Source organism: Achromobacter sp. GD03932, assembly GCF_029839485.1.
Lineage (GTDB): Bacteria > Pseudomonadota > Gammaproteobacteria > Burkholderiales > Burkholderiaceae_B > Achromobacter > Achromobacter bronchisepticus_A.
The window spans coordinates 1-23,050 of record NZ_JAOCAT010000016.1 but is presented as its reverse complement, the minus strand read 5'-3'; the positions used below and the strand labels follow the sequence as shown (position 1 = coordinate 23,050).

Genomic DNA, 23,050 nt, shown 5'->3' with positions numbered 1-23,050 from the left:
CCGACGGTGGTCACGATTTCTGGGCTTGGGCCGGGAGTTCCGCAACCAGGCGCAACGAAATCGAAAGCTCATCGAGCTGAAAATGAGGCCGCAAAAACGCCACGGCCCGGAACACGCCGGGACGTCCCGGCACCTCGGCAACCTGCACCGATGCTTCCCTCAAGGGGAACTGCGCCTTCTGCTCCTGGCTCGCGTTGTCGTCCAGCAGCACGTACTGCGAGACCCAGCGGTTCAGGAAGCTCTCGACAGATTGCGCGGAGGCAAAGCTGCCGATCTTGTCTCGCATCATGGCTTTCAGGTAGTGCGCCACGCGCGATACCGAAAAGATGTACTGCAGCTGCGCCGACAGCACCGCGTTGGCGTTGGCGCTGTCGGTGTTGTACTTCTTGGCCTTTTGCACCGATTGCGCGCCGAAGAACGCGGCGTAGTCCGAGTTCTTGCAATGCACCAGCGGGATCAGGCCGAGGTCGCTCAGTTCCTTTTCGCGCCGGTCGGTGATGGCGATTTCCGTCGGGCACTTCAGGGCGATTTCGCCGTCGTCGGTCTTGAAGGTGTGGGTCGGCAGGTTTTCGACCAGGCCGCCACCTTCCACACCGCGGATCGCCGCGCACCAGCCGAAGTCGGCAAAGGCCGCAGTCAGGCGCGCGCCAAAGGCCCAGGCGGCGTTGCACCACAGGTACTTGGCATGGTCGGTGCCGTCCACTTCCTCGACGAAGTTGAAGCCTTCCACCGAGGTGCCTTCCTTCGGGTCATAGGGCAGGCGGCCCAGGAAGCGCGGCATGGTCAGGCCCACGTAACGCGAATCTTCCGAATCGCGGAAGCTGCGCCACTTGGTGTATTCCACGGTATCGAACACCTTGGCCAGGTCGCGCGGACGGCCCAGGTCGGCAAAGCTGTCCAGGCCCAGCAATTCGGGCGAGGCCGACGCGATGAAAGGCGCGTGCGAGGCCGCGGCCACGTGCGACATCTGCTCGATGAAGTACATGTCCTCGGGTTGGCGCGTGATCTCGAAGTTGCCCAGCAGCGCGCCGAACGGCGAACCGCCAAACGTGCCGAACTCTTCTTCGTAGACCTTCTTGAACATCAGGCTCTGGTCGAAGTCGATGGCGGTCTGGAAGTCGCGCACCAGATCGCGCTTGGTGACATTGAGCACCTTGATCTTCAGCATCGGGCCGGTGTTGCTCTCCTGGCACAGGTAATGCAGGCCGCGCCAGGTGCTTTCCAGCTTCTGGAACTCGGCGCCATGCATCACTTCGCTCAGCTGGGCCGAGATCAGGCGGTCCAGCTCGGCCACGCGGGCGTCTAGCATCGCGGACAGGTTGTCCGAGACCACGACGGTGCCCTTCATGACTTCGCGGGCCAGCTCGCCGATGAGGTCCTTGGCGCGGTCGTGTTCCGCCGTGGACTTGGCCACGCGGCTCTGTTCGACGATCTGGTCCAGCAGGCCCGAGTCGGCCTCGGCGGCGGGCGCGGATACGTTCTGCGCGGCGGCGGAATTACTCATTGCTGCCTCCCTTGCCGTTCTTGCCGGCTTCGCTGGTCAGTTGCTGCAGTTTTTCCGTGCTGCTGAGCACTTCGCCCAACAGGTCTTCCAGCTTGTCGTTGCCCGCCAGCTTGTTGCGCAGGTCGGCCAGCTTGGTGCGGATGTCCAGGAGTTCCTTGAGCGGCTCGATCTGCTGCACCACGGCTTCGGGACGGAAATCCTCGACCGAGCGGAACTTGAGATCCACGCCGAAGGTGCCGCCTTCGTCGGTCAGGCGGTTCTTCACGCGGTAGGCTGCGCGCGGCTCCAGGCCGCGCATCACGTCGTCGAAGTTGTCGACGTCGATGTTGACGAACTTGCGGTCCTTCAGGCGCGGCAGCTCGGCTTCGGACTGCGCGCTGAAGTCGCCGACCACGCCCACGACAAACGGCAGTTCCTTCTGCTCGATCGCGTCGCCCTTCTCGACGTCATAGGTCAGCTGCACGCGCGGCGGACGTACTTTCTGGAGTCTTTTCTGAACGCTTTCTTTCTTAGCCATGGGGGCTCCAAGCGAAGTGCATTGTGAAGAGGCCGTGGGCCCGATCAGGGTTTGAGGAGGTTGCCGAACGGATCCGGCGCGCGGCCGGCCGGCGCGGCGCCGGAAGCCGCGGGGGCCGTGGCCGGCGTGGCGGCAGGAGCCGTCGCAGCGTTCGCCGCGGGGTTTGCAGCGGGCGTTGCGGGCGTCGCAGCCTGCGTCGCTGCCGTGTTGGCGGCGGGCTTGGCTTGCTGCGCGGCCGCGCCCTGCGCGTCGTTGCGCCGCGGCTGGCGCGGGCGCGGCGGCTTGTAGCCCTCGGGGAACAGCACGTCCTGGCCCAGGGTTTCACGCATGGCGGCGGCCAGCGCCACCGCATCGGTACGGGCGTTGCCGGCGAGCAGCGCATTGGCGCGCAGGTCGGCCAGCGACTGCATGGCCACGCGCAGGCCGCCCACCGCGCGCACGGTCTTGGCGGTGAAGTCTTCGGGGTCGCGGTTCAGCGCTTCGTCGGCCGCCACGATGGCCTCGCCATACTTCTGCTCGTCGAAGCGGATCTTCGCGATGTAAGACCACGGTTCACCGCGTGCGGGATTGAGCAAAGCGATTTCCTGGAACTCGGCGACCGCCTGATCATTGCCCTTGGCAGCCAAGGTCTGCGTGGCGTGCGTCATCGACTGCTTGTATTCGGCGTCGGTCTGCGGCTTGGGGGACGTGGCGCAGCCCGCGAGGAAGGCCATCATTGCGCCGATGAGGAGAACCCGGGATATGTGCATATTTTTGGTATGTAGGAGGGTGTAACCAAGGCCGCGTATTTCAACAACCTTTTGTTAGCGCAGCACTACAGTGCATTACTTCATGTAACTCCACGCCAAACTTCGCTCATCGTGCCGTGATCTGTATGTTGTCGCAGGCTTCCGGTATAAAGAGCCATGTCAAAACATCTCTATTTTTCTCGGTGCATGGCAGCGGTGGCCATCATCGCGGCAAGCCCCGTAATCAGCGGTTGCGCAGCGGTTTCAGCGATTGGAGCGGTGGCTGGAATGACTGGCGGCGTGATGGATATGACGGGCCTGAAGAAGGACCCGAATGCGCCTGTGGATGTGAAACTGGCGATACACGCAGGAGAAAATTTGAATGCGAGTAGCGGCCAGCCCATGGCTGTGGTTACGAAAATATACTATTTGAAGAATGCCGAGGCATTTCAGCGCGCACCGCTCACGCAATTGGTTGATACTGACGCCGAAAAGGCGGCGTTGGGTGACAGCATCATCGCTGCACGCGAAGTCACACTGACGCCGGGACAGCGCTACGAGCACCTGGAAAAAGTGCCGAAAACCGCTGCCTACATCGCTGTCGCGGGCTTGTTCTACGCGCCCGCGCCGCAGCGCTGGAAATACGTTTTCGAAGTAAAGACCGCCGAGGACAGCGGCATCGTCATGGGCGCCCATGCCTGCGCGATGACCGTGGTCACCGGACAAATAGTGTTGCCGCCGGGCGTGCCCGGCTTCGACCCGGCCCGCCTCGGCTCGGTGCAATGCCCGAACTGAACGCGAGCCAACTGCGTCTAGCCGACCGCGTCTCGCCGACCACGTCTCGCCGCAGTCATGCACGCCCTATCCATATAAGAAGCAAGAGCCAGCAAACGTGAGCCATTCAGCGAAGATACTGTGGGGAGAGGGGCTGTTTCTGCGGCCCCAGCATTTCCAACGCCAAGACGCCTACCACGAGGCCCGCCTCGCGGAAATGAGCCGCGCGCTGCATCCCTACGCATGGGGCCTGCGCGCGGCGCGCTTCGACGCCGCGGCGCTTGCCAACGGCATGCTGCGCGCCACCGAGCTATCCGCGATCTTCCCCGACGGCGAGATCTACAGCGCCCCCCATAACGACGACCTGCCGCCCGCGGTCGCGCTGGACGGACTGGACGGCGCCAGCACGGCGGTGTTCTACCTGGCGCTGCATCCGATGAAGGACATCGGCGGCAACTATCGCGACACGCGCCAGGAACAGGGTTTCGATGCGCGCTATGCGCACCAGGACAGCCCCGCGCCCGATCTCTATACCAACGCCAGCACGGCCGAGCTTGCCTTCCTGCGCAAGAACGTGCGCCTGCTGTCGGAGCACGAGCCGCGCGACGCGCTGCTGACCATTCCTGTAGCGCGCGTGCGCCGCACCGCCAGCGCCGGCTACGAACTGGACACCAGTTTCGTTGCCCCCAGCGTCACGGTGCAGGCGTGCAGCGCGCTGTTCGAGCAGCTGCGCCGGCTGCTGGACGCCCTGCAGGCCAAGGTCAACGCGCTCTATGGATTCCATCGCGAACCGAACAAGAACATCATCGAGTTCCGTTCGGGCGACGTGGCCTCGTTCTGGCTGCTGCACACCTGCAACGAAGCCTATTCGGCGCTCTCGCACCTGTTCCACAACCCGCAGCTGCATCCCGAGCGCCTGTTCCAGGAAATGCTGCGGCTGGCCGGCGCGCTCATGACGTTCTCCAAGGTGCATACGCTGGCGGACCTGCCGGCCTATCAGCACGACGCGCCGGGCGCGGCCTTCGCGCAGTTGGACGAGATCCTGCGCGACCTGCTCGACACCGTCATCTCCACCCGGTACTTCTCCATCGTGCTGGAAGAGCTGCGCCCCTCGTTCCACGTCGGCCGGCTGGATTCCGGCAAGCTCGACGAAACCACCGCGCTCTACCTGTCGGTGTCCGCCGCCACGCCAGCCAGCGAACTGGCCGAGACCGTGCCGCTGCGCTTCAAGGTCGGCGCGCCCGACGACGTGGAAAAGCTGGTGCTCTCTGCCATGCCTGGCGTGCAGCTCGTCTACACGCCGCAGGTTCCGCCCGCCGTGCCCGTCAAGCCGGGCGCCTGCTACTTCACCCTGCAGACCCGCGGCTCGCTGTACGACCGCATGCTGCAGGCGCGCAGCATAGCCATCTATGCCCCCTCGGGCATACCCGACTTGAAACTGGACCTCATCGCCGTCACCCGCTAGAGCCTGCCCATGACCGCCGCCGCGCCCACCCTGATGCCCGGAGCCTCGCTCCCTCCCCGAGCCGCCGATTTCTATGGCTCGCGCCCCGCGAAGTCCCTGCTGGACCTGCTGTACGACGGCTTCCTGATGCTGTTCCTGCTGAAAAGCGGCCAAGAGCCCGTCGACGCCGCCTCGTTCTCGGCGCGCGTGCAGCAGTTCCTGGCGGACTTCGAGCGCAGCGCGAAGAAAATGGACATCCCGGCCGAGGACGTCTACGCCACCAAATACGCGTTCTGCGCCGCGGTGGACGAGACCGTGCTGAACTCCGGCTTTTCCATCCGCGATGCCTGGATGCTGCAGCCGCTGCAACTGACCCTGTTCGGCGAGCAGCTCGCCGGCGAGAACTTCTTTGCGCGCCTGGAAGACCTGCGCGCGCAGGGCGCGCCGCGCCTGCAATCGCTGGAAGTGTTCTATATGTGCCTGCTGCTGGGTTTCCAGGGCAAGTACATGATCGAGGGCCAGGAAAAGCTGGGCTATCTCACGGCGCGGCTGGGCGATGAAATCACGCTGCTGCGCGGCAAGCGCGCGGGCTTCGCGCCGCACTGGCCCCTGCCCGACAAGATCGCCCACACGCTCAAGCGCGACGTGCCGCTGTGGAGCATCGGCGCGTTGTTCGCGCTGCTGGGGCTGCTGGCCTATCTGGGCATGAGTCACTTCCTTAACCGCGACATGCAGACCGCCATGGCTCCGTACCATGACATCGTCAAGATCGGCCCGCGCGCCGCGCACCTGACCATCTCGCTACCCTGACGGCCTCAGGCCGCCCCTCAGCACCATGACCGACCGTTCCCAAGCGCCCGCCGGGTTCAGCAGCCTGGATGTAGCCGCCCTCTCCCAGAACGCCCGCATGCTGCAGGTGCGCACGCCCCTGGATGCGGCGCTCGCGGTAGAGCGCATGAATCTGCGCGAAGGCGTCTCCGAACTGTTTGCCCTGACGCTGGACTGCCTGGCGTCCTCCGCCGAACTGGATGTGCAAGCCCTGCTGGGCCGCGAGATCAGCGTCAGCCTGCTGCTGGCCGACGGCAACAGGCGCCAATGGCATGCGGTGGTGGAAGGCGTGGACGCGCTGGGCGCGGACGGCGGCCTGGCGCGCTACCGGCTGCACGCCGCGCCCTGGCTGGCGGCCCTGGGCCTGCGCCGCGACAGCTTTCTGTACCAGGACAAGTCGGTCACCGACATCCTGAGCGAGATCTTCGCCGACTATCCGCAGGCGGCCTACTCGTTCGACATCGCCGAACCGCCCGCTCCGCGCGCGCTGCGCACGCAGTACCGCGAAACCGACCTGGCCTTCGTGCTACGCCTGCTGGCCGAAGCCGGCTTGAGCTTCCGCTTCGACCACCAGCAGGGCGAACAACAAGACGAGGCCTCGGGCGGCGCGCGGCACCGGCTGGTCGTGTTCGACACGCGCGCGGCGCGGCCGGCCTGCCCCGATGCCGCGCTGCGCTTTCACCGCAGCGACGCCACCGAAACCGAGGACAGCATCACGCGCTTCGGCGCGTCCCGCGCGGTACGGCCCAACGCCGTGACGCGCCTGGCCTGGGACGATCGCAAGCTGCTCGCGCACGCAGCGCATGCGCAGTCCGACGTCGCAGCCGGCGCGGTGCCCCGCCTTGAAGACTACGACTACGACGGCCACGGCCGCCATGCCGACGGCGACAGCGCGGAACTGGCGGCTGCGCGCAGCCTGCAGGCGCACGAAGCCCGCATGGTGCGCTTTGACGGCGGCGGCACGGCCCGCCAGATGATGCCCGGCCATGACTTCACGCTGACGCAGCACAGCCGCTACGCCGCGGGCTCTGGCCAGGCCGTCGACGAGATGGGCGGCAACCGCTACACGCTGCTGCACGTCGAACACGAAGCCGCCAACAACCTGGGCAGCCAGGCTGCCCAGGCGCTGGGCGATTCCGATCTGGAACACGGCTCATACCGCAATACCTTCGGCGCCCTGCCCGCGGCCGCGCCGCTTGCGCCCGGCTGGCGCGCCAAGCCCACTGCGCCCGAAGGCCTGGCGGCCGTGGTGGTGGCCGCGCAGGACGCGCCCATTTCCTCGGGCCGCGATCTACGCATCAAGGTGCAATTCCCCTGGCAGCGCGGCGCGCGTCCGCTGCCGGGCGGCCTGGCGCACAGCAGCCATGGCGACGACACCGGCAATGCCCCGGGCGACGACAGTTCCGGCACCTGGCTGCGCGTCGCAGGCGCGCAGGCCGGCCCCAACTGGGGCGCGCACCATCTGCCGCGCAAAGGCACCGAGGTCCTGGTCGAGTTCCTGGACGGCGACATCGACCAGCCCGTGGCCTCGGCGCAGCTGTACAACGACGCCGACCTGCCGCCCTGGTCCGCCGGAGAGGACGCCGACGCCAATCATCCCGGCAGGCTCAGCGGCTGGCACAGCAAGGGCCTGGACGGCGAGGGCCACAGCCAATGGCTGTTCGACGACACGCCCCGGCAGATGCGCACGCGCCTGTCGAGCTCCATCGGCGCCACGCAGCTGGGCCTGGGCTATCTGGTCGAACAGGGCGCGGATGAATCCAATCGCGGCGCATGGCGCGGCACCGGCTTCGAGCTGCGCTCGGACGCCTGGACCGTGGTGCGCTCCGGGCAAGGCATGCTGCTGTCCGCCAACGCGCGCGCGGATGCGCGCTCCACTCAGGCCGACGCGCAAGAGGCGCTGGCGCTGCTGCGCGGCGCGCAGAATGCGGCGCAGCGCCTGGATACCGCCGGCACGCAGCGCCAGGCGCGCGCGCTCGCGGCCACCAGCCAATACGATGCGCTGACCCGCGCCATCGACCCCAAGGGCGACGGCCGCTATCCGGGCAGCGTAGGCGGCCAGCAGGCGATCAAGGCCAGCGGCGGCGAGCGCACCGGCACGGACGCGGTGGAGCGCATCGACGGCGCCCGCATGCTGATCGACGCGCCGTCCTCACTGAACTTCGCCACGCCCGCCTCGGCCATCCTGCACGCCAGCGAAAACCTGCACGTCACGGCGCAAGCCGACGGCCACGTGGCCGCGCGCCAGACCTTTGCCACGGCCTCCGGCCGCTCCACCAGCCTGTTCGTGCAGGACGGCGGCATCCGCGCCGTCGCGGCCGAATCGCCAGTGTCGATCCACGCGCATACCGACATGCTGGAGATGCTGGCCGGCCAGGACATCACCGTCACCTCCACCACCGACAGCATCGAGATCCTGGCAAACCAGAGCATCACCCTGCAGGCCGCTGGCGCCAGCATCGTCATGAATGGCGGCGACATCGTGTTCAAGGGGCCGGGGATGTTCTCGGTCAAGGGCGCATCCCACAACCTGATCGGGCCTGCCAGCGACGCGGCCGCGCTGCCGGCGCTGCCGTCCTCGCAAGTGGGCGATCCCATGCTGGTCACCGCCGAACTGGTGCACCGGCCCAAGGCCAAGCTACAGGCGCAAGCCGGCTCCGGCCAGGCGTTGAATGCGGCTGGCGCGACGGGCGCCGTGGCCGCGGCTCCCGCGACTGCAACCCCCACGGCAACCGCGGCCGCTGGATCGCAAGGCTCCCTGCTGGGCAGCGCGGGCGCGGCGCTTGCCAGCGGCGCGACTGCCGTATCCAAGAGTCTGTCCGCGGCGGCCGATGGCGCGTCCGGCATGCTGGACCAGGCCAAGAGCATGGCCGGCGAAGCGCTCAAGCCCGTCCAGGAATTGGGCGCGATGGCCGGCAAGACCATGCAGGCAGCGGGCAAGGCGGGCTCGGAGCTGATGTCGGGCGCCATGTCCAAGGCCGGTGGCATGGCGAAGACGGCCATGCAGAATGTCGCTCCGTCGCTGACTGGCAGCGCCACGCCTTCACTGGCGAACGGCGCCACGCAATCCTTGGCCAGCATGGCAACGCCGTCGCTGATGGATGGCGGCCTCTCCACCATGAACATGGCACAGGGCGCTGGCGACGCGCTGGCCGGCGCGGTATCCATGCCCCAGGCGCTGACTGACGCGGCGGGCGCCGTGTCCAAGGCCGGCGGCACGGCCTCGCAAGCGTCAGACGTGGCCTCGCAGGCATCCAGCCTGACCGCCGACGGCAGCGGCGGCGTGGGGTCCGCCATCGGCCCGGTCATGACCCAGGCGATGGGCGCCATGGGCGGCCGCCCCGCCGCGCTGAGCTCGGCGGTGAATTCGCTGCTGACCATGCCGGACGTCAACCAGGGCAATCTGCCCGCGGTGGCGGGCGCGATACTCAGCACGCCGGGCCTGACCGACTCCGCGATTCCGTCCGTGGTCGGCGCCATCCTGCAATCGCCCACGATATCCAACGTCACGCTGCCCAAGGTGGCGGAGGCGATCATGAATATTCCCGCGGTGGCCAACTCGCCCTATCCCGCGATGGCCAAGCGAGTCATGGAAATGGCCGGCGTCGGCCTGCCCGGCCCTGTGGCGAGGCCCGCGGGCGCGCCTGGCGGCCAGGACGCGGGCGGCTCCGCGGCGGCTGGGACGCCAGATGCCGGCGCGCCCACGCCGTCCGCCTACCGGGCCAGAAGCGGCGCCAAGCTCCAGTACGTCAACCTGAAGGAAGAGGACGAGGTCTGGAACGATGGCCAGGCGCTGGACAGCCTGGACCGCCAGACCAACAAGCCCAGGATCCGCGTGCGCTTCAACAAGGCCGGCCAGCATCGCTTCAGCGTCAAGGTCAGCCCGCGTCCGGGCAATGCGGTGTACTCCGCGCGCGAGCAAAGCCGCCAACCGCTGTACCGCGAGCCCAACCAGCGCTCCTACAGCTACGTGACCGACGCCGACGGCACCAAGGTGGTCGACAACATCACCCTGCCGGCCGCGGGCCTGAACACCTATATGTTCGAGGTGGTGAACGACAAGAACCAGATCATCTCCACGGAGCAAGTCGAGACCGCAAGGCGGCTGTATCTCCAGGAGATCATGCTGCCCGGCCGCGAGACGCTGGCGCGCCGCCACGGCTTCCAGCCGACCGCGACGGAATACGCGCGGCATGGCGTGGACGTGGTGCAATTGCCGCCGGTCAGCACGCGCGGCGACGCCAACATGGACGTGTTCACGGACGACGGCTATGAACGCCTGCGCCGGCTGGCTGCGTCCGTCTACCCCGGGTCGCAGGGCCCGGACCACGAGCCCTATACGCTCGTCGTCTGCCACATCGACCGGCTGGCCACGATGCTGCCCGTCCAGCCCATTTACGTGCAAGCCTCGGCCGGTCCCGGCGCGGCCGACAAGCAGGTGCAGTTCGTCAACGCCGACGGCACCCTCAGCTTCCTGTGGTATCACATCGAGCCTGGCGTGGACTGGTACGTCGAATGCCTGTTCGAGTACACCGACCCTGCGGCCGGCATCAGGCAGGTCCCCATCCCCAAGGATCGCATGACCCCGGTGCCTTACGACCCAGCGAATCCCAAGGCCTGCGACAGCCTGAACATCCGCATGGCGGGCCTGGTGCCCGTGCCGACCTCGGGCAAGATCATCCTGAAGGTCCGGTTGCTGGAAAGCTCCGCAGGCGGCGTGGCGTTCCCTGGCACCAACCTGCTTGGCGTGGCGGCGATGAGCCCCTGGGAGCCCAACACGCTGGATTATCTGCAGCAGACGCTGGTGCACGAGATCGGCCACCTGATCGGCATGACGCCCAGCGGCCCCGAGTGGGCGCGGGCCCATCCGGACGAAGCCGACATGGACTCGTCCAAACTCGACAAGGGGCCGTATTTCTATTCCCAGTTCGGCAACCACTGCCACTTCGGCCTGCCCGTCAGCCAGGCCGATCCCAGCCACGTGGGTTCCTGCGTCATGTTCGGCGGCGATTGCGTCAGCATCCGCTTCTGCGCCAGCTGCGCCCAGGCCGTACGCAAGACGGACATGTCCAATGGCTGGCCCTCGTTCTGACGCGCGGCGCCGCCTGGCGCCGGCGCTGGCCCTGCTGCTCGCGGCCGCGCTCGCCATGGCCGCGCCTGGCGCCGCCAGCGCCGCGCGCCCCACCCCTCATCCCCAGAAGACCACGATGAACACCGACTGGATCGACCCGCCTTCGTTCGCCACCGCCCCCATCGGCACGGTGCGCGACCACGCCTGCATTCCGCCCAACCATGGCAGCGACGACCAGCTCAACATCGCCGCGCCGGCGCGCGTGCGCCCGCAGGCTTCCGGCGCGCTGGTCATTCCGGTCTGCGCGCAAGGCATCATCCCCGTATCGCAGAACCAGAAGCTGCCGCGCTTCGTCGCCGTCAATACGCAGACCAAGGCGGTCTATGAAGGCGTGGCCTACGAATACAAGCCGCGCAAGCGCCCCGGCATGGAAGTGGACGAGATCCCCGGCTCGCGTCCGCCCAAGGGCATTCCCATCAGCCCGGGCATCAGCGTCGGCACGCAGTTCAGCACCGACCTTGCAGCGCAGGTGCAGCTGCCCAAGGATCCGGCGGTCTACGAGGTGTATATCGAATCGAACGGCGTGCGCTCGAATACGGTGAAGATCGAAGTGCAGGCGGCCCAGTAAGCGCCCTGCTTGCAGCGGCCGCCTCAGCCGCCAAGCCGGCGCTTCCAGATCGCGCCGCCCCATATCCAGCCCGCCAGGGCCAGCGCCAGCATCGCGATCATGAATTCAACCCGGTGCTCCTGCGGCACTGGATTAAGGTGGGACAAGGTCGGGAAGGGTTCCACGGACAGCAGTTCGGTAGCCGCAAGCGAACTGAAAAACATCGCCAGGAGCAGCCCCGTAAAGCGCGGACGCGCGCCGCGCGTCTCCTTGTCGCCCGTAATGAACCACAGCAGACGGATCAGCTGTACCGCCGTCGCGGCGAACGGCAGGCAGATGGCCAATGTCAGGGCGCCCAACGCAAGAAGACCGTAGATCGACATCATGCGTCCACCCTGGCGGCCGCTAAGAGGCGCGGGCCCCGATCATGCGCAGCACCCGGTCCCGGATCGACCGCCCATAGGCCCAGCACCAGACGGCCAGCGCCAGCATCGCAACGGTGAAGTAAGCCCTGGCCTCGATCGGCACCGGATTCATAGCCGAGATCGTCAGAAAAGGTTCATAGCCCACGAAATCGCTGGCGGCCAGGGTGCTGAAGATCAGCGCCAGCACCGGCCCCGTGAAATGCGGCCGCTCGCCGCGCGTGGTCTTGTCGGCCCAGAAGGACCAATGGATGAAACGGCTCAGCTGGATCGTCACCGCAAACAGCGGGATGACGACGGCGAGCATCAGGACGATAAGGGCGACGAGGACTTGAGGCGGAAGCATCGGGGGATTTTAGCGGCACATCAGGCATTGTCCTTTACCCCCTTGCACAACCGGTACCGGACCCACAGGCCGATCACGGACAAAATCAGCGCCGGTCCCAGATAGTAGGGAAGAAAGAACAGGAAATACCCATACCCGCGGTCATAGTTCCGGGCGACGTAGTAGGCGAGCAGAGCAGCCACGGCCGCAAACGCCCAGACGGCTACCATGGCCACGGCAAACCACTTGCGCGACGCCGCGGATCCCAAGGCTCCGAAACGGTTTGGCCGCACATGGGCTGCGATCCCGAGGAGATAGAGTAGGGGCAGCGCAAAACCCAGGGCTTTTGCGGCGTACAGGAACATGTCGGTGGACCACATGACGAATTCACGCAAAACCGTCTCCTACGGATCGAACTTTCCGATGACCCGCTTCATCAAGGTTTATCTCTATCCGGGCATCTGGCGTGATCATCGATTCGACACCCAATCGTTCCCAGGGAGTTCAGGGTCTACGTTGCCAGACGCAAGTCCAAGTGGCGTCGTGGCATAACGCGCCGCGACTTTTCCGTCCGGATAGAAACGCAACTCCAGAACCACCTGTCCAGAGGGGCGCCTAGGTTGCGGCAACGTCACCTGAAACGGATACACACCCTCAGGCGTGGCATCCGGACCCGACGCATAGCGCCACAGCACATTCAAAGGCGCATCTGGCGACTCCGGCTTATATCCAAATGTCTGGGCTTCGGTACCCGCGGCGGCATTCGCGTCGACGATCATACGAAGACCTGTTGTCGTGGAATAAGCCACGTCATAGCGAGTAAAGTTGTACGGATAGACCGTCACAGCGCCTTCAAACGCGCCCCGCTGAACATTCGCCGTGTAACGCCGCTCCACACAGGCGTAAGCCGCCGCTGCCACGGCTATCACCGCCGCGACGCCCAGTGCGACCCATCGGCCGAGTTTCGAACGCCCCGTCTTCACTACGCCCCGATCAGAGATTCCCCGCATTCCTCTATCTCTCGTTGATCAATGAGGTTGCTTTGGCCGCCTTCTTAGGCGTTTCCGTAAACGTGGGCTGTCGCGTATCGTTGCCGTCATCGATGTAGCGGGAGCGGAAAAGCTGCGCATTGTTGGGCAGGCGTTGAGTCGCCCAACCATCATCAGGCGGTTCCACCCGATCACACACACAGCCTGCAAAAATCCGCATGGCCTATTTCCTTCCTGCTGTCGCGACTCGTCATTGGCCTGTCACCCAATCATTCCCCGGAAGAGCGGGATCCACATTACTGAATTCCGATACCAGCGGGCGCGTGACATAGCGCGCGGCGGCCTTGCCATCAGGATAGATACGCAATTCCAGCACCACCGCGCCCGGTGGCCGCCGAGGCTGCGGCAGCGTCACAACAAAGGGGTAATCTCCCTCTGCTGTTTCCTGAGGGCCGGAGTCATAGCGCCACGATATCTGCATCGGAGCATCAGGCGTGGCCGGCTTGTAGCCGAATGACTGCAGATTGTTTCCCGTGGCGGAATTCGCTCGTGCGAACCAGCGAAGGCCGGGCATCAACGAATACGCCACGTCGTACTGCGTAAAGTTGTACGAGTAAACGGCCACCGATCCTTCCAACGCACTTCGTTGAATATCTTTTAGCTGGCTTCGCTCTATGTAGACATAAGCCCCTGCGGCCACGGCTATCGCGGCCGCGACGCCCAGTGCGACCCACCGCCCGAGCTTCGAACGCCTCGCCTTCATGCCGCTTCGTTCAGACATTCCTGATGCCCCACTTGCTTCACCAAAACCAGCATTAGCGCCAATGACTAGAACGGCAATCCCAACAGCAACGGATTCGGTGTCGCCATGTTGGAGAAGGTTGCGTCGGCCGCCTTCTTCAGCTTTTCCGTAAACGTGGGCTGCCGCGTATCGTCGCCGTCGTCTATGTAGCGGGAGCGGAACAGCCGTGCATTGTTGGGCAGGCGTTGAATCGCCCAACCATCATCAGGCGGATCCACTGGATCATGCATATAGCCCGAGAAAATACGCGTAATCGCTGGCCCCACAGGCAGACGCTCGTTGTCCGGCAATGACGACACCTCCATGCAGGCACGTTGATAGTCGTCGGGAGGCGAGATACGGGATCCCCCGTAGAACGTCACCTTGCCGGGGTGCTTGTGCATGATCTCCAGGCGCGCAAAGTCGATCGCGGCCTGCATCGCCGTGATGTACAAATACCCCGGAGCAGCGCCGGTTCGCGCGTCATTGAGCAACACCCGCAGCCAGGCCACGTAAACCATGCGGTGAAGGTAGAGTTGCCGCGCAAGCGTCTTGTCGCCTTCCATGCCATCGATCGCGTCCTGGGCATGCCGTAGCCCCAGCAGCTGTTGGGAAGGCCGCGCCAGCTGTTGCTGATAGCTGCGCAGATCATTACGTACCCTGGAGGTCGCGGCAATATCGAAATCAGCGCCGAAAGCCCTTGCATTCGTCTTGGTTTTTTCCAGTCCTTCGAAGGGCACGCCCGAAAGCCGGGCTATCCGCCACATTTCCTGTAGCGTTACGCGGCCGATACCGGGATCGCGCTGCTGAAATCCGGGCGGGTAGCACCCCGACAAGTCGGCGCCCAAACCTGGATATATACGTTCTTGGCGGGCGGGAGGCGACATAGGCGTGTCCATCAATGGCAGCAACGTCGCACCGCCCAGCGTATGTACACGCCATCTCAGCTCGTGTGCAGAGATAAAATGCGCCGCCTTCGCGAGCGCTCGCGGCAGCTCCTGGTCGTCGGCGGCAGTGTTGCGCAAGAAGCCGAATGGAGTTTTTGAAGCCAGGAAGCCGACGACAGAATTGTCGCGATACCCTACTGCATCGTAGAACCCGGCAAAGACCATCTTGAGCGGGACCTTGCGGTTATCCGCCAGCGTCCATTCCAGCTTGTCGCTATTGGCATCGCCATCGCATTCCTTGCACAGCTCATTGAGAAAAGCCCGAGCCAGCGCCGCCCCCCAATCGCAGCCAAAAACCGAGACCTGGATTTCCTCAAGCCTTATCTGAGACGAATCGATGATCGCCTTGAACCGCGTCACACCTTCGGAGATACGAGGCTGCACTCCCGAATTTATTGCCTCGAACATGAATCTCGAATCGCGTACCGGATCAAGTTGATCCAGGATCGCTCGTGTAATGTTCCCGGCCGCATCCTTGACTATCTTGACTCCAGTCCTGCCCGGATTTCGCACGGCCTCCCCGACATCCCGCCGCACCTTTCCCGGCAGCCCTTTCAACGTGTCGCCGATCGCGTCTCCCACGCGCTTGCCCTTCAGGATCTCCATGCCGACATCCTTGGCGGCATCTGTGGGAACCCCCTTTGCCGGATCCAGGGTCACGCTTTTCAGCATATCGCCGGAAATCGATCCAGCCTGGTCTTTCGCGAACTCATAGGCATTCACATTCATTTCCGTGCCGAGCCCAGAAATGTATACCCGCTGACGCAAAAGTGCTCCGAGAGCCCCCTGACCAAAGCCCCTGAACAATCGGCCTACGTTGGACGGAAGCGGAGAAGGCTCTTCGATACTCAGGCCGACCCCATCAAAAAACACGGCAATATGCATCTTGCCATGGCATCTGACTCCGTTGAGGGGCTCACATTGGAGGGCTCGCGCAGCCTCTCGCTCCTCATCCAACGATATTTCCTTCCAGCTGTCGTGACCTGTCATTGGTTTGTCACCCAGTCATTCCCAGGAAGAGTGGGATCCACATTGCTGAACTCCGATACCAGCGGGCGCGTCACATAGCGCGCGGCAGCCTTGCCATCTGGATAGATGCGCAATTCCAGCACCACGGCGCCCGCTGGGCGCCGAGGCTGCGGAAGCGTCACGATAAAGGGGTAATCTCCCTCTGCTGTTTTCTGAGGACCAGAGTCATAGCGCCACGATATCTGCATCGGAGCATCGGGCGCGGCAGGCTTGTAGCCGAATAACTGCATATGGTCCCCCCTGGCGGAATTCGCTTCTGCAAACCAGCCACGGCCGGGCATCAACGAATACGCCACGTCGTACTGCGTAAAGTTGTACGGGTAGACGGCAACCGATCCTTCCAACGCGCTTCGTTGAACACTTTGCGTCTGGCTTCGCTCCACGTAGACATAAGCCCCCGCGGCCACGGCGATCACCGCCAGCACGCCCAGCGCGACCCACCGTCCCAGTTTCGAACGCCCCGCCTTTCCTTGACCCCGCTCAGACATCCCCGACATCCCTCTATCCCTAGTTGATCATTGACTGACCCAGTCGCCGCTATTCCACACCGATTCCGGCGCATCCATGGGCTCTGGCATTTCTGTTTCCGTCGCAAAGCGGGCCTGTACCCGGTCCGGCGCGGTAAAGCGCAGCAACAACACCGCGGCATTTCCCGGACGTGGCACCTTCAATTCGGCGCTGTGCGGATACTGCTTCTCGCCGCCGTTGATGGCCCCCCACACGACCTGCACAGGTTTGCGGCGGCTGTCCGGGCCATAAAAGCAGGCGCCCGAAAGAGGCCCGCCAGGAGCTCCCGACGCTCTCGCGACCCGATCTCCCGGGAACGCGCCGGACGAGTCCTCCAGGCGATAGCCGATATCGACCTCCGTGTCGTTGCGGGCTTCGCAGATCAGCAATGGCGGCAAGAGTGCGACGTAGGCCCAGCGATAGAATGGCGGACCTGCGATGGCGCCAATGGCAACCAGGGCCAGTATCAGCACCGTCCAGGGCCACAGACGTTTGGACTTCATGCAACTCTCCTATGTGCAAACTCTGTTGGCAGCGGCTCAATGGCATAGCCTGCCGGAGCTTCAAACTCCGTCGCGCCATTCTGCATCGCCAACTCCGCCCTGACGGCGGCGCGCTCCTCGGAGGCAAGGCGCTCCAACGCACTATCCAGTGCTTCTCCATTCCGTAAACGCGCCTGGACCACCGAGCTGCGGTGCGCCATCGGATGCAGATCCAGCGCATCCAGCGCGTAGCAGAACTGGCGCTCGAAGGTCGTCAGCCCATGCGCCGCCGCCACCCGCGAAAGATGGCAAGCCAAGGCGTACGGCGTGGGGCGCGTCCAGGGGGCCAGCATGGCCGGCACCCGCTGCATCAGCGCGTCGAGCAGAGGGCCGGGTTCGCACAAGCGCATCAGGGCTTCCGTCTGCGGCTGCGTCAGGATCCAGGGTGGAGCGCCTGGCTTCTCTACTGGCCCGTCCGACGTCGGCGTCAGGGAGCAGACCCGATTCCACGGGTCAACCCAGGACCAGCTTTCGCCCGGGTCCAACATGCCGCGCAGCACGTCTACTCCCATCAGCGTCAACATGGGCTCCGCATGGCGGGGATCGTAGTAGCGCAGCAGGAAGTCCAGGCCATCGTCGGTCCGCGCATCCAGCCAAACCGCCAGATGCCGGGCCATCTCTTCCAGAGGCCGTTCGGTCCATATCCACGATACGGCATGATGCGCCTGTCCAACCCGCCACAGCCACTCCGCCTGCGGGAGATCGGGCTGCGCCAGCATCGGGCCGATCGACGCCGCCACGGCCTCGTGCCGCCGCGCGTAGAGCGAGGCATCGCCAGGCTCCCTGAAATGCCGCAACAATTCGGCGGGCGCGGGATCCCGGCAGCCATCCAGCATGCCGGGCTCGACCAGGGCAAAAAGATTGAGGTCCGATACCTGGACGCGAGCGCTGGCCTGGACCCTGGCGTGCAGGCCGTCGAGATCGGAATGCAGGACCAGCGGACGAACCTGATTGCTCATGTGCGAAACACCGCTGGCAATGCCTGCTTCATGGCGTTCTTCAGGCATTCGACGCAAACCTGCCCCGGCATGGAGGGAAACTGATAGGGCATCTGGTCCGGTCCGGCAAACTGCTTGTTCCCCGTCTTCACATCGATCCGCCCAGGCGCGGTGACCGTGATGTTGCCGCCTTCCAGCACGATGCTGGCGCCGGCCGCGGTGGCGATGCGGATGCGTTTGGGCGCGGCATACTCGACGTTGGTCTGCGCGCTGCCGATGGTGATGTCCTTCTGCGCCTGCACGCGCAGGATGTCGTGCTGGGCCTGGACTTGCACGTCGCCGGTGGCGGAGATCAGGTCCAGGCCGGAGTCCGCGCCGCCCTGCTGCAAGCCGGCGACGATGCCCAGACCCTGCCCGGTGTGCACGCGCAGCGCGCCCATCACGGCCAGGTTCTGGTCCTTGCCGGCCGACCAGTGCACGGTCTCGCCGGCGGTGTATTGCATGTGTTGCCCGGCGACCTGCGCCAGCCCCGCGCGCGCCGCCATGAACACGACCGGATCGGTCAGGTGCGGCACCTTGCCCTCGGCCGCTTGGGTGTGCTTGGCCGAAGCATCGCCGCGCGCGCCGTCCAGGCTTTCGCCTGCGACGGTGCCGGACACGGCGCGATGCATGGCGGCCAAGGGCGCCTTGCCGTCATCCAGCACGCTCGCTTCCGCTCCCTTGGAGCCCAGCGCGCTCGCCAGGCGCAAGCCCTGGTGCGCGCCGACCACGCCATCCAGCGAACGCGCCATCTGGTCGGCCTGGCTGGCCAGCGCCTGCAAGCCCGCGGCCTCGCCTGCGGGGCCGGCGCTGGCGCCGGTGCCGGCGTAGGTGCTGAGCAGCACGCCCGCGCCGCCGCGCACGGCGCCGTAGGCGTCGGTGCGCAGTTCGGCGCCCAGGCCGCGCAGTCCGCCGCGGTAGTTGCCGGCCTGATGGATCAGGTGACCCAGGTTCAGTTCGCTGGCGTCCTGGCTGCTCTTGATCTGCAAGCGCAGTTGTCCGTCGCTGTCGTCGAACACGATCTGGTTGTAGCCCGAGCCGCCGAACTCCTTGCTCTTGAAGCCGCTCAGCGCGGCGGCGTTGCGGTGATTCTCGTCGCCGCCCGCGGCGCCATGCCAGGCGGGCGCGTTGCCTGCCGCCAGGTTGGCCTGGGCGCTGGGCGCGGCATCGCGCGCGGCGGCGTAGACCTGGGTGTCGGCTTTGCCGCCGTCACGTCCGCCCGGCGTGGCGGGCGTACCGCCCTCGCCGCGGCCGTTGTACAGCGCGCCCACGACGATGGGCTGGTCCACGTCGTCGTCCAGGAAGCGCACCAGCACCTCCTGGCCAATGCGCGGCACGAAGCTCATGCCCATGCCTGCGCCCGATTGGCGCTGCGCTACGCGGGCCCAGCGGCTCTTGGCCACGCCCTCGGCATCGTCTGCCTGCCAATGGAACCGGATGCGCACGTCGCCGCGCTTGTTGCGCAGGATCTCGTCCTCGCCCTGCGCCTGCACCGCGCCATCGGCACCCGTGACGATGGCCGTGTGCACGCCATGGACCGAAGGCGCGCCGCTCAGGCGCGCACCGCGCGTCTGCGGCAGCGCCGGCCGCCACGGACGGTCGCAACGCACTGCCTGGAAGCGGTTGGCGTAGCCGACCTCGCGCGCTTTCGCCAACACGGCGGCGCCGGGCCGCGACGGATCGGTATTCGGACGCGCCGCGCCTGGCGCATCGGGAGCCTCGGTATCCAAGGCCAGATGCGCGTCCAGTCCGCCCAAGCGCTGCGACAGAGAGGCGCGGGTTTCAGGCGGCAGATTGTTGATGCCTACATGCTCGACCCGGTCCAGCGCGAAGGCGGGCTCGAAGCCCTCTTCGCCTGCGGGTCCCAGTGGAGACATGTTCTGCAGTGTGAAGCGCGTGCCGGAACGGAAGGTGCGCACGCCGCCCTGGCCGACAAAGGTCTCCGCGCCGGCCTGCACCGCTTCCATCGCCAGCGTAGCCTGGCGCCGTGCCTCGGCCTCATCGGCAAAGCTGCCGTGGCCCGCCACTTCGTACCATTCCAGGCCGGTGTCGTCAGTGCCGTCGGACGGACGCGCCAGCGCCTCGGCCGCCACCGCGCGTTTGCCGCCGCCATGCCAGCCCAGGACGGTGACGCGGTCCGGACCGCGCCGCCACTGGCGCGACATGGCCTGCACGGTGTCGCGCGACTCGGTCGCGCCGGCGCGGTGAAAGCGCACGCCGCCGCCTGCGGACTCGGCATCTTCGGCCAGGCCGCGGCTGTCGGCGAAGATCAGCGCAACGTGCCGCGCAGGGACCTCCGGGTCTTCGACCACTATCCAGCCCAGGCCCGCTTCGGCCAGCAGGCGGCTGATGAAGTCATAGTCGGTCTCGCGGTATTGCGTGGTGTAGGGGCGCGGCGCCGCGCCAGCCTGCGCGTCGGCTGCGTCGGGAGCCACGCGATGCACATAGCCTTCGTAGCCGCCCAGCACATGGCCGACGATGTCCAGCACCGAACGCGCTTCGAATACACGGCTGTTGCGCTGCTGCGTGGCCAGCCACAGCCAGGGCGCGACCGTCAGGCGGTAGCGCGCCAAGCCCGCGTCGCCCGACAGCAGCTCGGCTTCGCGGACCAGGCCGCTGCGGCCCGCGCGGCTGCCGTCGGCGCGCGTGGTCCACAAGGTCACGGGGCGTCCGATCATGTCGCGCAGGTCCAGGCCGGCGCTGTCGGACAGCGCGACCACGCGCGTCTGCCCGATACCCGACAAGACTTCGCGCGCGATCCATCCCTCGACCTGCAGCGAGGCGAGCGCGCCCTCGCCTTCCAGGCTGTAGAGGCGGGCGTCGGAACTGAACAGGCCGGGCGTAGCAGTCGGATCCATTGCGGAAAAAAACCTTCTCTGAAGACTCAGGGTTCGACCTGGGCTTGCGGGTTGGGGCATTCGGGCGCGGTACCCCAATAGCCCGAGCACACCCGCAAGCGGCATTGCTCGCTTTCCAGGAAGCCCAGCTTGCGGCATTGCTCCAGGCGCGCCGCCAGGGGCGAGCCCGGCAGTTCGCGGACGAAGACGCCGTCGTTCTTGTAGACCTTGGTGCCGGGCGGCGACGCCGGCGGCAGGCCATAGGACATCAGCGCGGCCAGCAATGCGGCGTCGGAATCGTTGCGCGGCGTCTTGGCGCGCTGCGGCGCGGCCTGGGGCGACGCTTTGGGCGAGGCTTGCGAGGTGTTCGCGCGAGGTACTGTGGGCCCGGCTGCCTTGGGCGCGGCGGCCTGCGCCTGCAACGCAGCGCGAGGCTGCGGCGGCGTAGCGGTGACGGCCAGCGCAGACAAGGGGTTCTCGGGCGCGCGGTCCTCATCGGCATTGGGAAGTCCCAATTGCGCCAGGGGGTGGTCTTCGATGACCGCCGCGGAAGAAGGCGGCGTATCGGGATCGGCCGCGGCCACGCGCGCACCCGCTGTCGGAGCGGCTGGCGCGGCGACGGGCTGCGCCGGCGACGCGGCCGGGGGAGTCGATTCAGCAACCACGGGCAGCGGCGGCGTATCGAACACGCTATAGAACACCGCCCCCGCGGCGCCCGTCAGCAACAGCAGCAGCAAGGCCAGCGGCAAGCGGGAACGGCGCTTGGGCGCCAGGTGTTTGACCTCGGCGTCCGGCACTCGGCCCTCGAGCGCGGCGAGGATGCGCGATGCCGCGCGTTCATCCGGTGACGGTGCGCGTCCTGCGAGCAAGCTGGGAACAGAGGTCGGTGATCGCGATCTTTTTTCGTCTTCTGCCATGCGAAGTCCCGTGTCTGCAGAGGTCGTCTAAACCCCTGTAACCAAGGGGTTCGAGAATACCTGATGACTTCTTTCGCATCACCGTTTCTTGTTACGAGTTCTAAGCCACAGACGCGTTTTGCAACGTCCAAGCGCTTGCCTGAATCCCGAATAGAACAAAAGATTACGCCTTCGTAACTGAGGGACCTCCTTGCTTCTCCTGCTGCCTCTCTACTTTCTGCTCGCCATCGGCGTTTCCGCGTTGCTTGTATTCCCGTCCTTGCGGGAGGCCACGGCACGGGGAGCGCGCGCGCTTGCGCAGGGGATACGCCAGGGCATGGCGCGCGGCGCGGGGCATGCCGGAGGGGCGGTCGGCGACTCCGCGCAGGCGCTGCGCACGGGCTTTGGAAAGGCCGGCGGCGCGTTTTCGGCGTACCGCTGGCACATCGCCGCGGGCCTGCTGGTTGTGTTGCTTCCGTCACTTTTTGCTTTCGTCATGCAACACAATCACACATTTGTTTACGAGGATCGGACAGCGGGTCCGGACCCTCGCATCCAGGCTTTGCTGACCGGCGAAAGACTGGTCCCGCCGCCTCCGCTGCCGCCCGAAGCGTTCACCACGCGCGAAGTGGAATTGGTGCGCCCCAACCTGGGCGGCGCCAGCCGCGACTGGAACCTGCTGGACGCCGATTACCGCCAGCGCCTGCTGGCCGCGTACCGCGTGATGCGCGAAGAACACGGCTATGAGATGGTGCTGATCGAAGGCTATCGCAGCCCGGACCGCCAGGCTGAGCTTGCCAAGATGGGCTCGCACGTGACCAATGCCGGCGCCTACCAGAGCTATCACCAGTTTGGCCTGGCTGCGGACAGCGCCTTCCTGCGCGACGGCAAGGTGGTCGTATCGGAGAAGGATCCCTGGGCCATGCGCGGCTACGAACTGTTCGGCGAAACCGCCGAGCGCGTCGGCCTGACCTGGGGCGGCCGCTGGAAGATGATGGACTTCGGCCACACCGAGCTGCGCCGTCCCGGCGTCATGCGGCGCAATGGCGGAGCCGCGCAATGATCAACTCCGCAAACGTCGGATCGCATCGATGACCCGCATACTCAAAACCGGGCTGCTGCTGGCCCTCGTCTTCGGCGTGGTCTGGCTCGCCGTCATCATCTGGTGGCAGGAGTCGCGCACGCTGCCCACGGGCGTGGACATCGGCCTCTATTTGTTCGCGCTGCCGCTGGCGCTGATCGCCGCCGCCTGGAGCGGCGCGCGCATCGTGCGTGCGCGCCGCGAAGCGCGCGCCGCGCCGGCGCAACCCGCGCAAGACGACGCC

General features: G+C 66.0%; 20 protein-coding genes and 1 pseudogene. 7 read left to right on the top strand and 14 right to left on the bottom strand.

Annotated elements, in window-relative coordinates; all coding sequences use genetic code 11:
- Positions 1–10: 10 nt before the first annotated feature.
- The 3 genes from tssC to N5C88_RS16170 are packed head-to-tail and all read right to left on the bottom strand — an operon-like array spanning position 11 to position 2,737.
- Positions 11–1,504, bottom strand: a complete 1,494-nt coding sequence (gene tssC, locus N5C88_RS16180; protein WP_059371264.1) for a type VI secretion system contractile sheath large subunit — start codon at positions 1,502–1,504, stop codon at positions 11–13.
- A complete protein-coding gene (gene tssB / locus N5C88_RS16175; RefSeq protein WP_013396290.1) occupies positions 1,497–2,021 on the bottom strand; it encodes a type VI secretion system contractile sheath small subunit in 525 nt (174 codons plus the stop codon). The genes tssC and tssB overlap by 8 nt, the downstream gene beginning before the upstream one ends.
- A 44-nt stretch (positions 2,022–2,065) precedes the next feature.
- Positions 2,066–2,737, bottom strand: a complete 672-nt coding sequence (locus N5C88_RS16170) for a hypothetical protein (RefSeq protein WP_059371263.1) — start codon at positions 2,735–2,737, stop codon at positions 2,066–2,068.
- A 189-nt stretch (positions 2,738–2,926) separates the two neighbouring features.
- Between N5C88_RS16170 and tssJ the strand changes: the two genes are divergently transcribed.
- The 5 genes from tssJ (at position 2,927) to N5C88_RS16145 (ending at position 11,494) form a co-directional block, all read left to right on the top strand.
- Complete coding sequence (gene tssJ, locus N5C88_RS16165) at positions 2,927–3,544, top strand: type VI secretion system lipoprotein TssJ (RefSeq protein ID WP_280015772.1); 618 nt, start codon at positions 2,927–2,929, stop codon at positions 3,542–3,544.
- A gap of 97 nt (positions 3,545–3,641) precedes the next feature.
- Positions 3,642–4,988 (top strand): type VI secretion system baseplate subunit TssK, encoded by a 1,347-nt coding sequence (tssK, locus tag N5C88_RS16160; RefSeq protein ID WP_059371262.1) that lies wholly within the window; start codon positions 3,642–3,644, stop codon positions 4,986–4,988.
- A gap of 33 nt (positions 4,989–5,021) precedes the next feature.
- A complete protein-coding gene (icmH, locus tag N5C88_RS16155) occupies positions 5,022–5,777 on the top strand; it encodes a type IVB secretion system protein IcmH/DotU (protein ID WP_223283522.1) in 756 nt (251 codons plus the stop codon).
- A 25-nt stretch (positions 5,778–5,802) separates the two neighbouring features.
- Positions 5,803–10,887, top strand: a complete 5,085-nt coding sequence (tssI, locus tag N5C88_RS16150) for a type VI secretion system tip protein TssI/VgrG (protein ID WP_280015771.1) — start codon at positions 5,803–5,805, stop codon at positions 10,885–10,887.
- Positions 10,868–11,494: a hypothetical protein gene (locus N5C88_RS16145; RefSeq protein ID WP_187774080.1), complete on the top strand. Its 627-nt coding sequence runs from the start codon at positions 10,868–10,870 to the stop codon at positions 11,492–11,494. Before tssI ends, N5C88_RS16145 begins: the two co-directional genes overlap by 20 nt.
- 23 nt (positions 11,495–11,517) lie before the next feature.
- On the opposite strand, the gene N5C88_RS16140 is transcribed toward N5C88_RS16145, so the two are convergent.
- From N5C88_RS16140 to N5C88_RS16090, 11 genes are all read right to left on the bottom strand, one after another.
- Positions 11,518–11,859 (bottom strand): hypothetical protein, encoded by a 342-nt coding sequence (locus N5C88_RS16140; protein WP_280015770.1) that lies wholly within the window; start codon positions 11,857–11,859, stop codon positions 11,518–11,520.
- 19 nt (positions 11,860–11,878) lie between these two features.
- Positions 11,879–12,241: a hypothetical protein gene (locus tag N5C88_RS16135; RefSeq protein ID WP_118935048.1), complete on the bottom strand. Its 363-nt coding sequence runs from the start codon at positions 12,239–12,241 to the stop codon at positions 11,879–11,881.
- Between the two features lie 20 nt (positions 12,242–12,261).
- Entirely contained in the window at positions 12,262–12,615 is a 354-nt protein-coding gene (locus N5C88_RS16130) for a hypothetical protein (protein ID WP_124260422.1), read from the bottom strand.
- Positions 12,616–12,690: 75 nt separating this feature from the next.
- The gene (locus N5C88_RS16125; protein WP_280015769.1) at positions 12,691–13,230 is read right to left on the bottom strand and encodes a hypothetical protein; all 540 of its coding nucleotides are present in this window, start codon (positions 13,228–13,230) and stop codon (positions 12,691–12,693) included.
- Positions 13,231–13,459: 229 nt separating this feature from the next.
- A complete protein-coding gene (locus N5C88_RS16120; RefSeq protein WP_280015768.1) occupies positions 13,460–13,990 on the bottom strand; it encodes a hypothetical protein in 531 nt (176 codons plus the stop codon).
- 47 nt (positions 13,991–14,037) lie between these two features.
- Positions 14,038–15,822 carry a hypothetical protein gene (locus N5C88_RS16115; RefSeq protein ID WP_280015767.1) on the bottom strand — a complete coding sequence of 595 codons (1,785 nt, stop codon included), beginning with the start codon at positions 15,820–15,822 and terminating at the stop codon, positions 14,038–14,040.
- Between the two features lie 101 nt (positions 15,823–15,923).
- Entirely contained in the window at positions 15,924–16,463 is a 540-nt protein-coding gene (locus tag N5C88_RS16110; RefSeq protein ID WP_280015766.1) for a hypothetical protein, read from the bottom strand.
- 18 nt (positions 16,464–16,481) lie between these two features.
- Entirely contained in the window at positions 16,482–16,976 is a 495-nt protein-coding gene (locus N5C88_RS16105; RefSeq protein ID WP_059371254.1) for a hypothetical protein, read from the bottom strand.
- Complete coding sequence (locus N5C88_RS16100; protein WP_280015765.1) at positions 16,973–18,022, bottom strand: DUF4123 domain-containing protein; 1,050 nt, start codon at positions 18,020–18,022, stop codon at positions 16,973–16,975. The genes N5C88_RS16105 and N5C88_RS16100 overlap by 4 nt, the downstream gene beginning before the upstream one ends.
- Positions 17,971–20,850, bottom strand: coding sequence for a type VI secretion system Vgr family protein (locus N5C88_RS16095; RefSeq protein WP_280015764.1), 2,880 nt, complete (start codon positions 20,848–20,850; stop codon positions 17,971–17,973). The genes N5C88_RS16100 and N5C88_RS16095 overlap by 52 nt, the downstream gene beginning before the upstream one ends.
- Positions 20,851–20,876: 26 nt before the next feature.
- Positions 20,877–21,626, bottom strand: coding sequence for a hypothetical protein (locus tag N5C88_RS16090; protein WP_280015763.1), 750 nt, complete (start codon positions 21,624–21,626; stop codon positions 20,877–20,879).
- A gap of 310 nt (positions 21,627–21,936) precedes the next feature.
- Between N5C88_RS16090 and N5C88_RS16085 the strand changes: the two genes are divergently transcribed.
- Positions 21,937–22,788, top strand: coding sequence for a M15 family metallopeptidase (locus N5C88_RS16085; protein WP_280015762.1), 852 nt, complete (start codon positions 21,937–21,939; stop codon positions 22,786–22,788).
- Positions 22,789–22,816: 28 nt separating this feature from the next.
- A pseudogene (locus N5C88_RS16080) lies at positions 22,817–23,050 on the top strand (hypothetical protein); the annotation flags it as partial.

Bases quoted from the DNA above. Each gene is read 5' to 3' on its own strand.
- tssC (WP_059371264.1), bottom strand. From the start codon at position 1,504: ATGAGTAATTCCGCCGCCGCGCAGAACGTATCCGCGCCCGCCGCCGAG.
- tssB (WP_013396290.1), bottom strand. From the start codon at position 2,021: ATGGCTAAGAAAGAAAGCGTTCAGAAAAGACTCCAGAAAGTACGTCCG.
- N5C88_RS16170 (WP_059371263.1), bottom strand. From the start codon at position 2,737: ATGATGGCCTTCCTCGCGGGCTGCGCCACGTCCCCCAAGCCGCAGACC.
- tssJ (WP_280015772.1), top strand. From the start codon at position 2,927: ATGTCAAAACATCTCTATTTTTCTCGGTGCATGGCAGCGGTGGCCATC.
- icmH (WP_223283522.1), top strand. From the start codon at position 5,022: ATGCCCGGAGCCTCGCTCCCTCCCCGAGCCGCCGATTTCTATGGCTCG.
- tssI (WP_280015771.1), top strand. From the start codon at position 5,803: ATGACCGACCGTTCCCAAGCGCCCGCCGGGTTCAGCAGCCTGGATGTA.
- N5C88_RS16145 (WP_187774080.1), top strand. From the start codon at position 10,868: ATGGCTGGCCCTCGTTCTGACGCGCGGCGCCGCCTGGCGCCGGCGCTG.
- N5C88_RS16140 (WP_280015770.1), bottom strand. From the start codon at position 11,859: ATGATGTCGATCTACGGTCTTCTTGCGTTGGGCGCCCTGACATTGGCC.
- N5C88_RS16135 (WP_118935048.1), bottom strand. From the start codon at position 12,241: ATGCTTCCGCCTCAAGTCCTCGTCGCCCTTATCGTCCTGATGCTCGCC.
- N5C88_RS16125 (WP_280015769.1), bottom strand. From the start codon at position 13,230: ATGCGGGGAATCTCTGATCGGGGCGTAGTGAAGACGGGGCGTTCGAAA.
- N5C88_RS16120 (WP_280015768.1), bottom strand. From the start codon at position 13,990: ATGTCTGAACGAAGCGGCATGAAGGCGAGGCGTTCGAAGCTCGGGCGG.
- N5C88_RS16115 (WP_280015767.1), bottom strand. From the start codon at position 15,822: ATGCATATTGCCGTGTTTTTTGATGGGGTCGGCCTGAGTATCGAAGAG.
- N5C88_RS16110 (WP_280015766.1), bottom strand. From the start codon at position 16,463: ATGTCGGGGATGTCTGAGCGGGGTCAAGGAAAGGCGGGGCGTTCGAAA.
- N5C88_RS16105 (WP_059371254.1), bottom strand. From the start codon at position 16,976: ATGAAGTCCAAACGTCTGTGGCCCTGGACGGTGCTGATACTGGCCCTG.
- N5C88_RS16100 (WP_280015765.1), bottom strand. From the start codon at position 18,022: ATGCCTGAAGAACGCCATGAAGCAGGCATTGCCAGCGGTGTTTCGCAC.
- N5C88_RS16095 (WP_280015764.1), bottom strand. From the start codon at position 20,850: ATGGATCCGACTGCTACGCCCGGCCTGTTCAGTTCCGACGCCCGCCTC.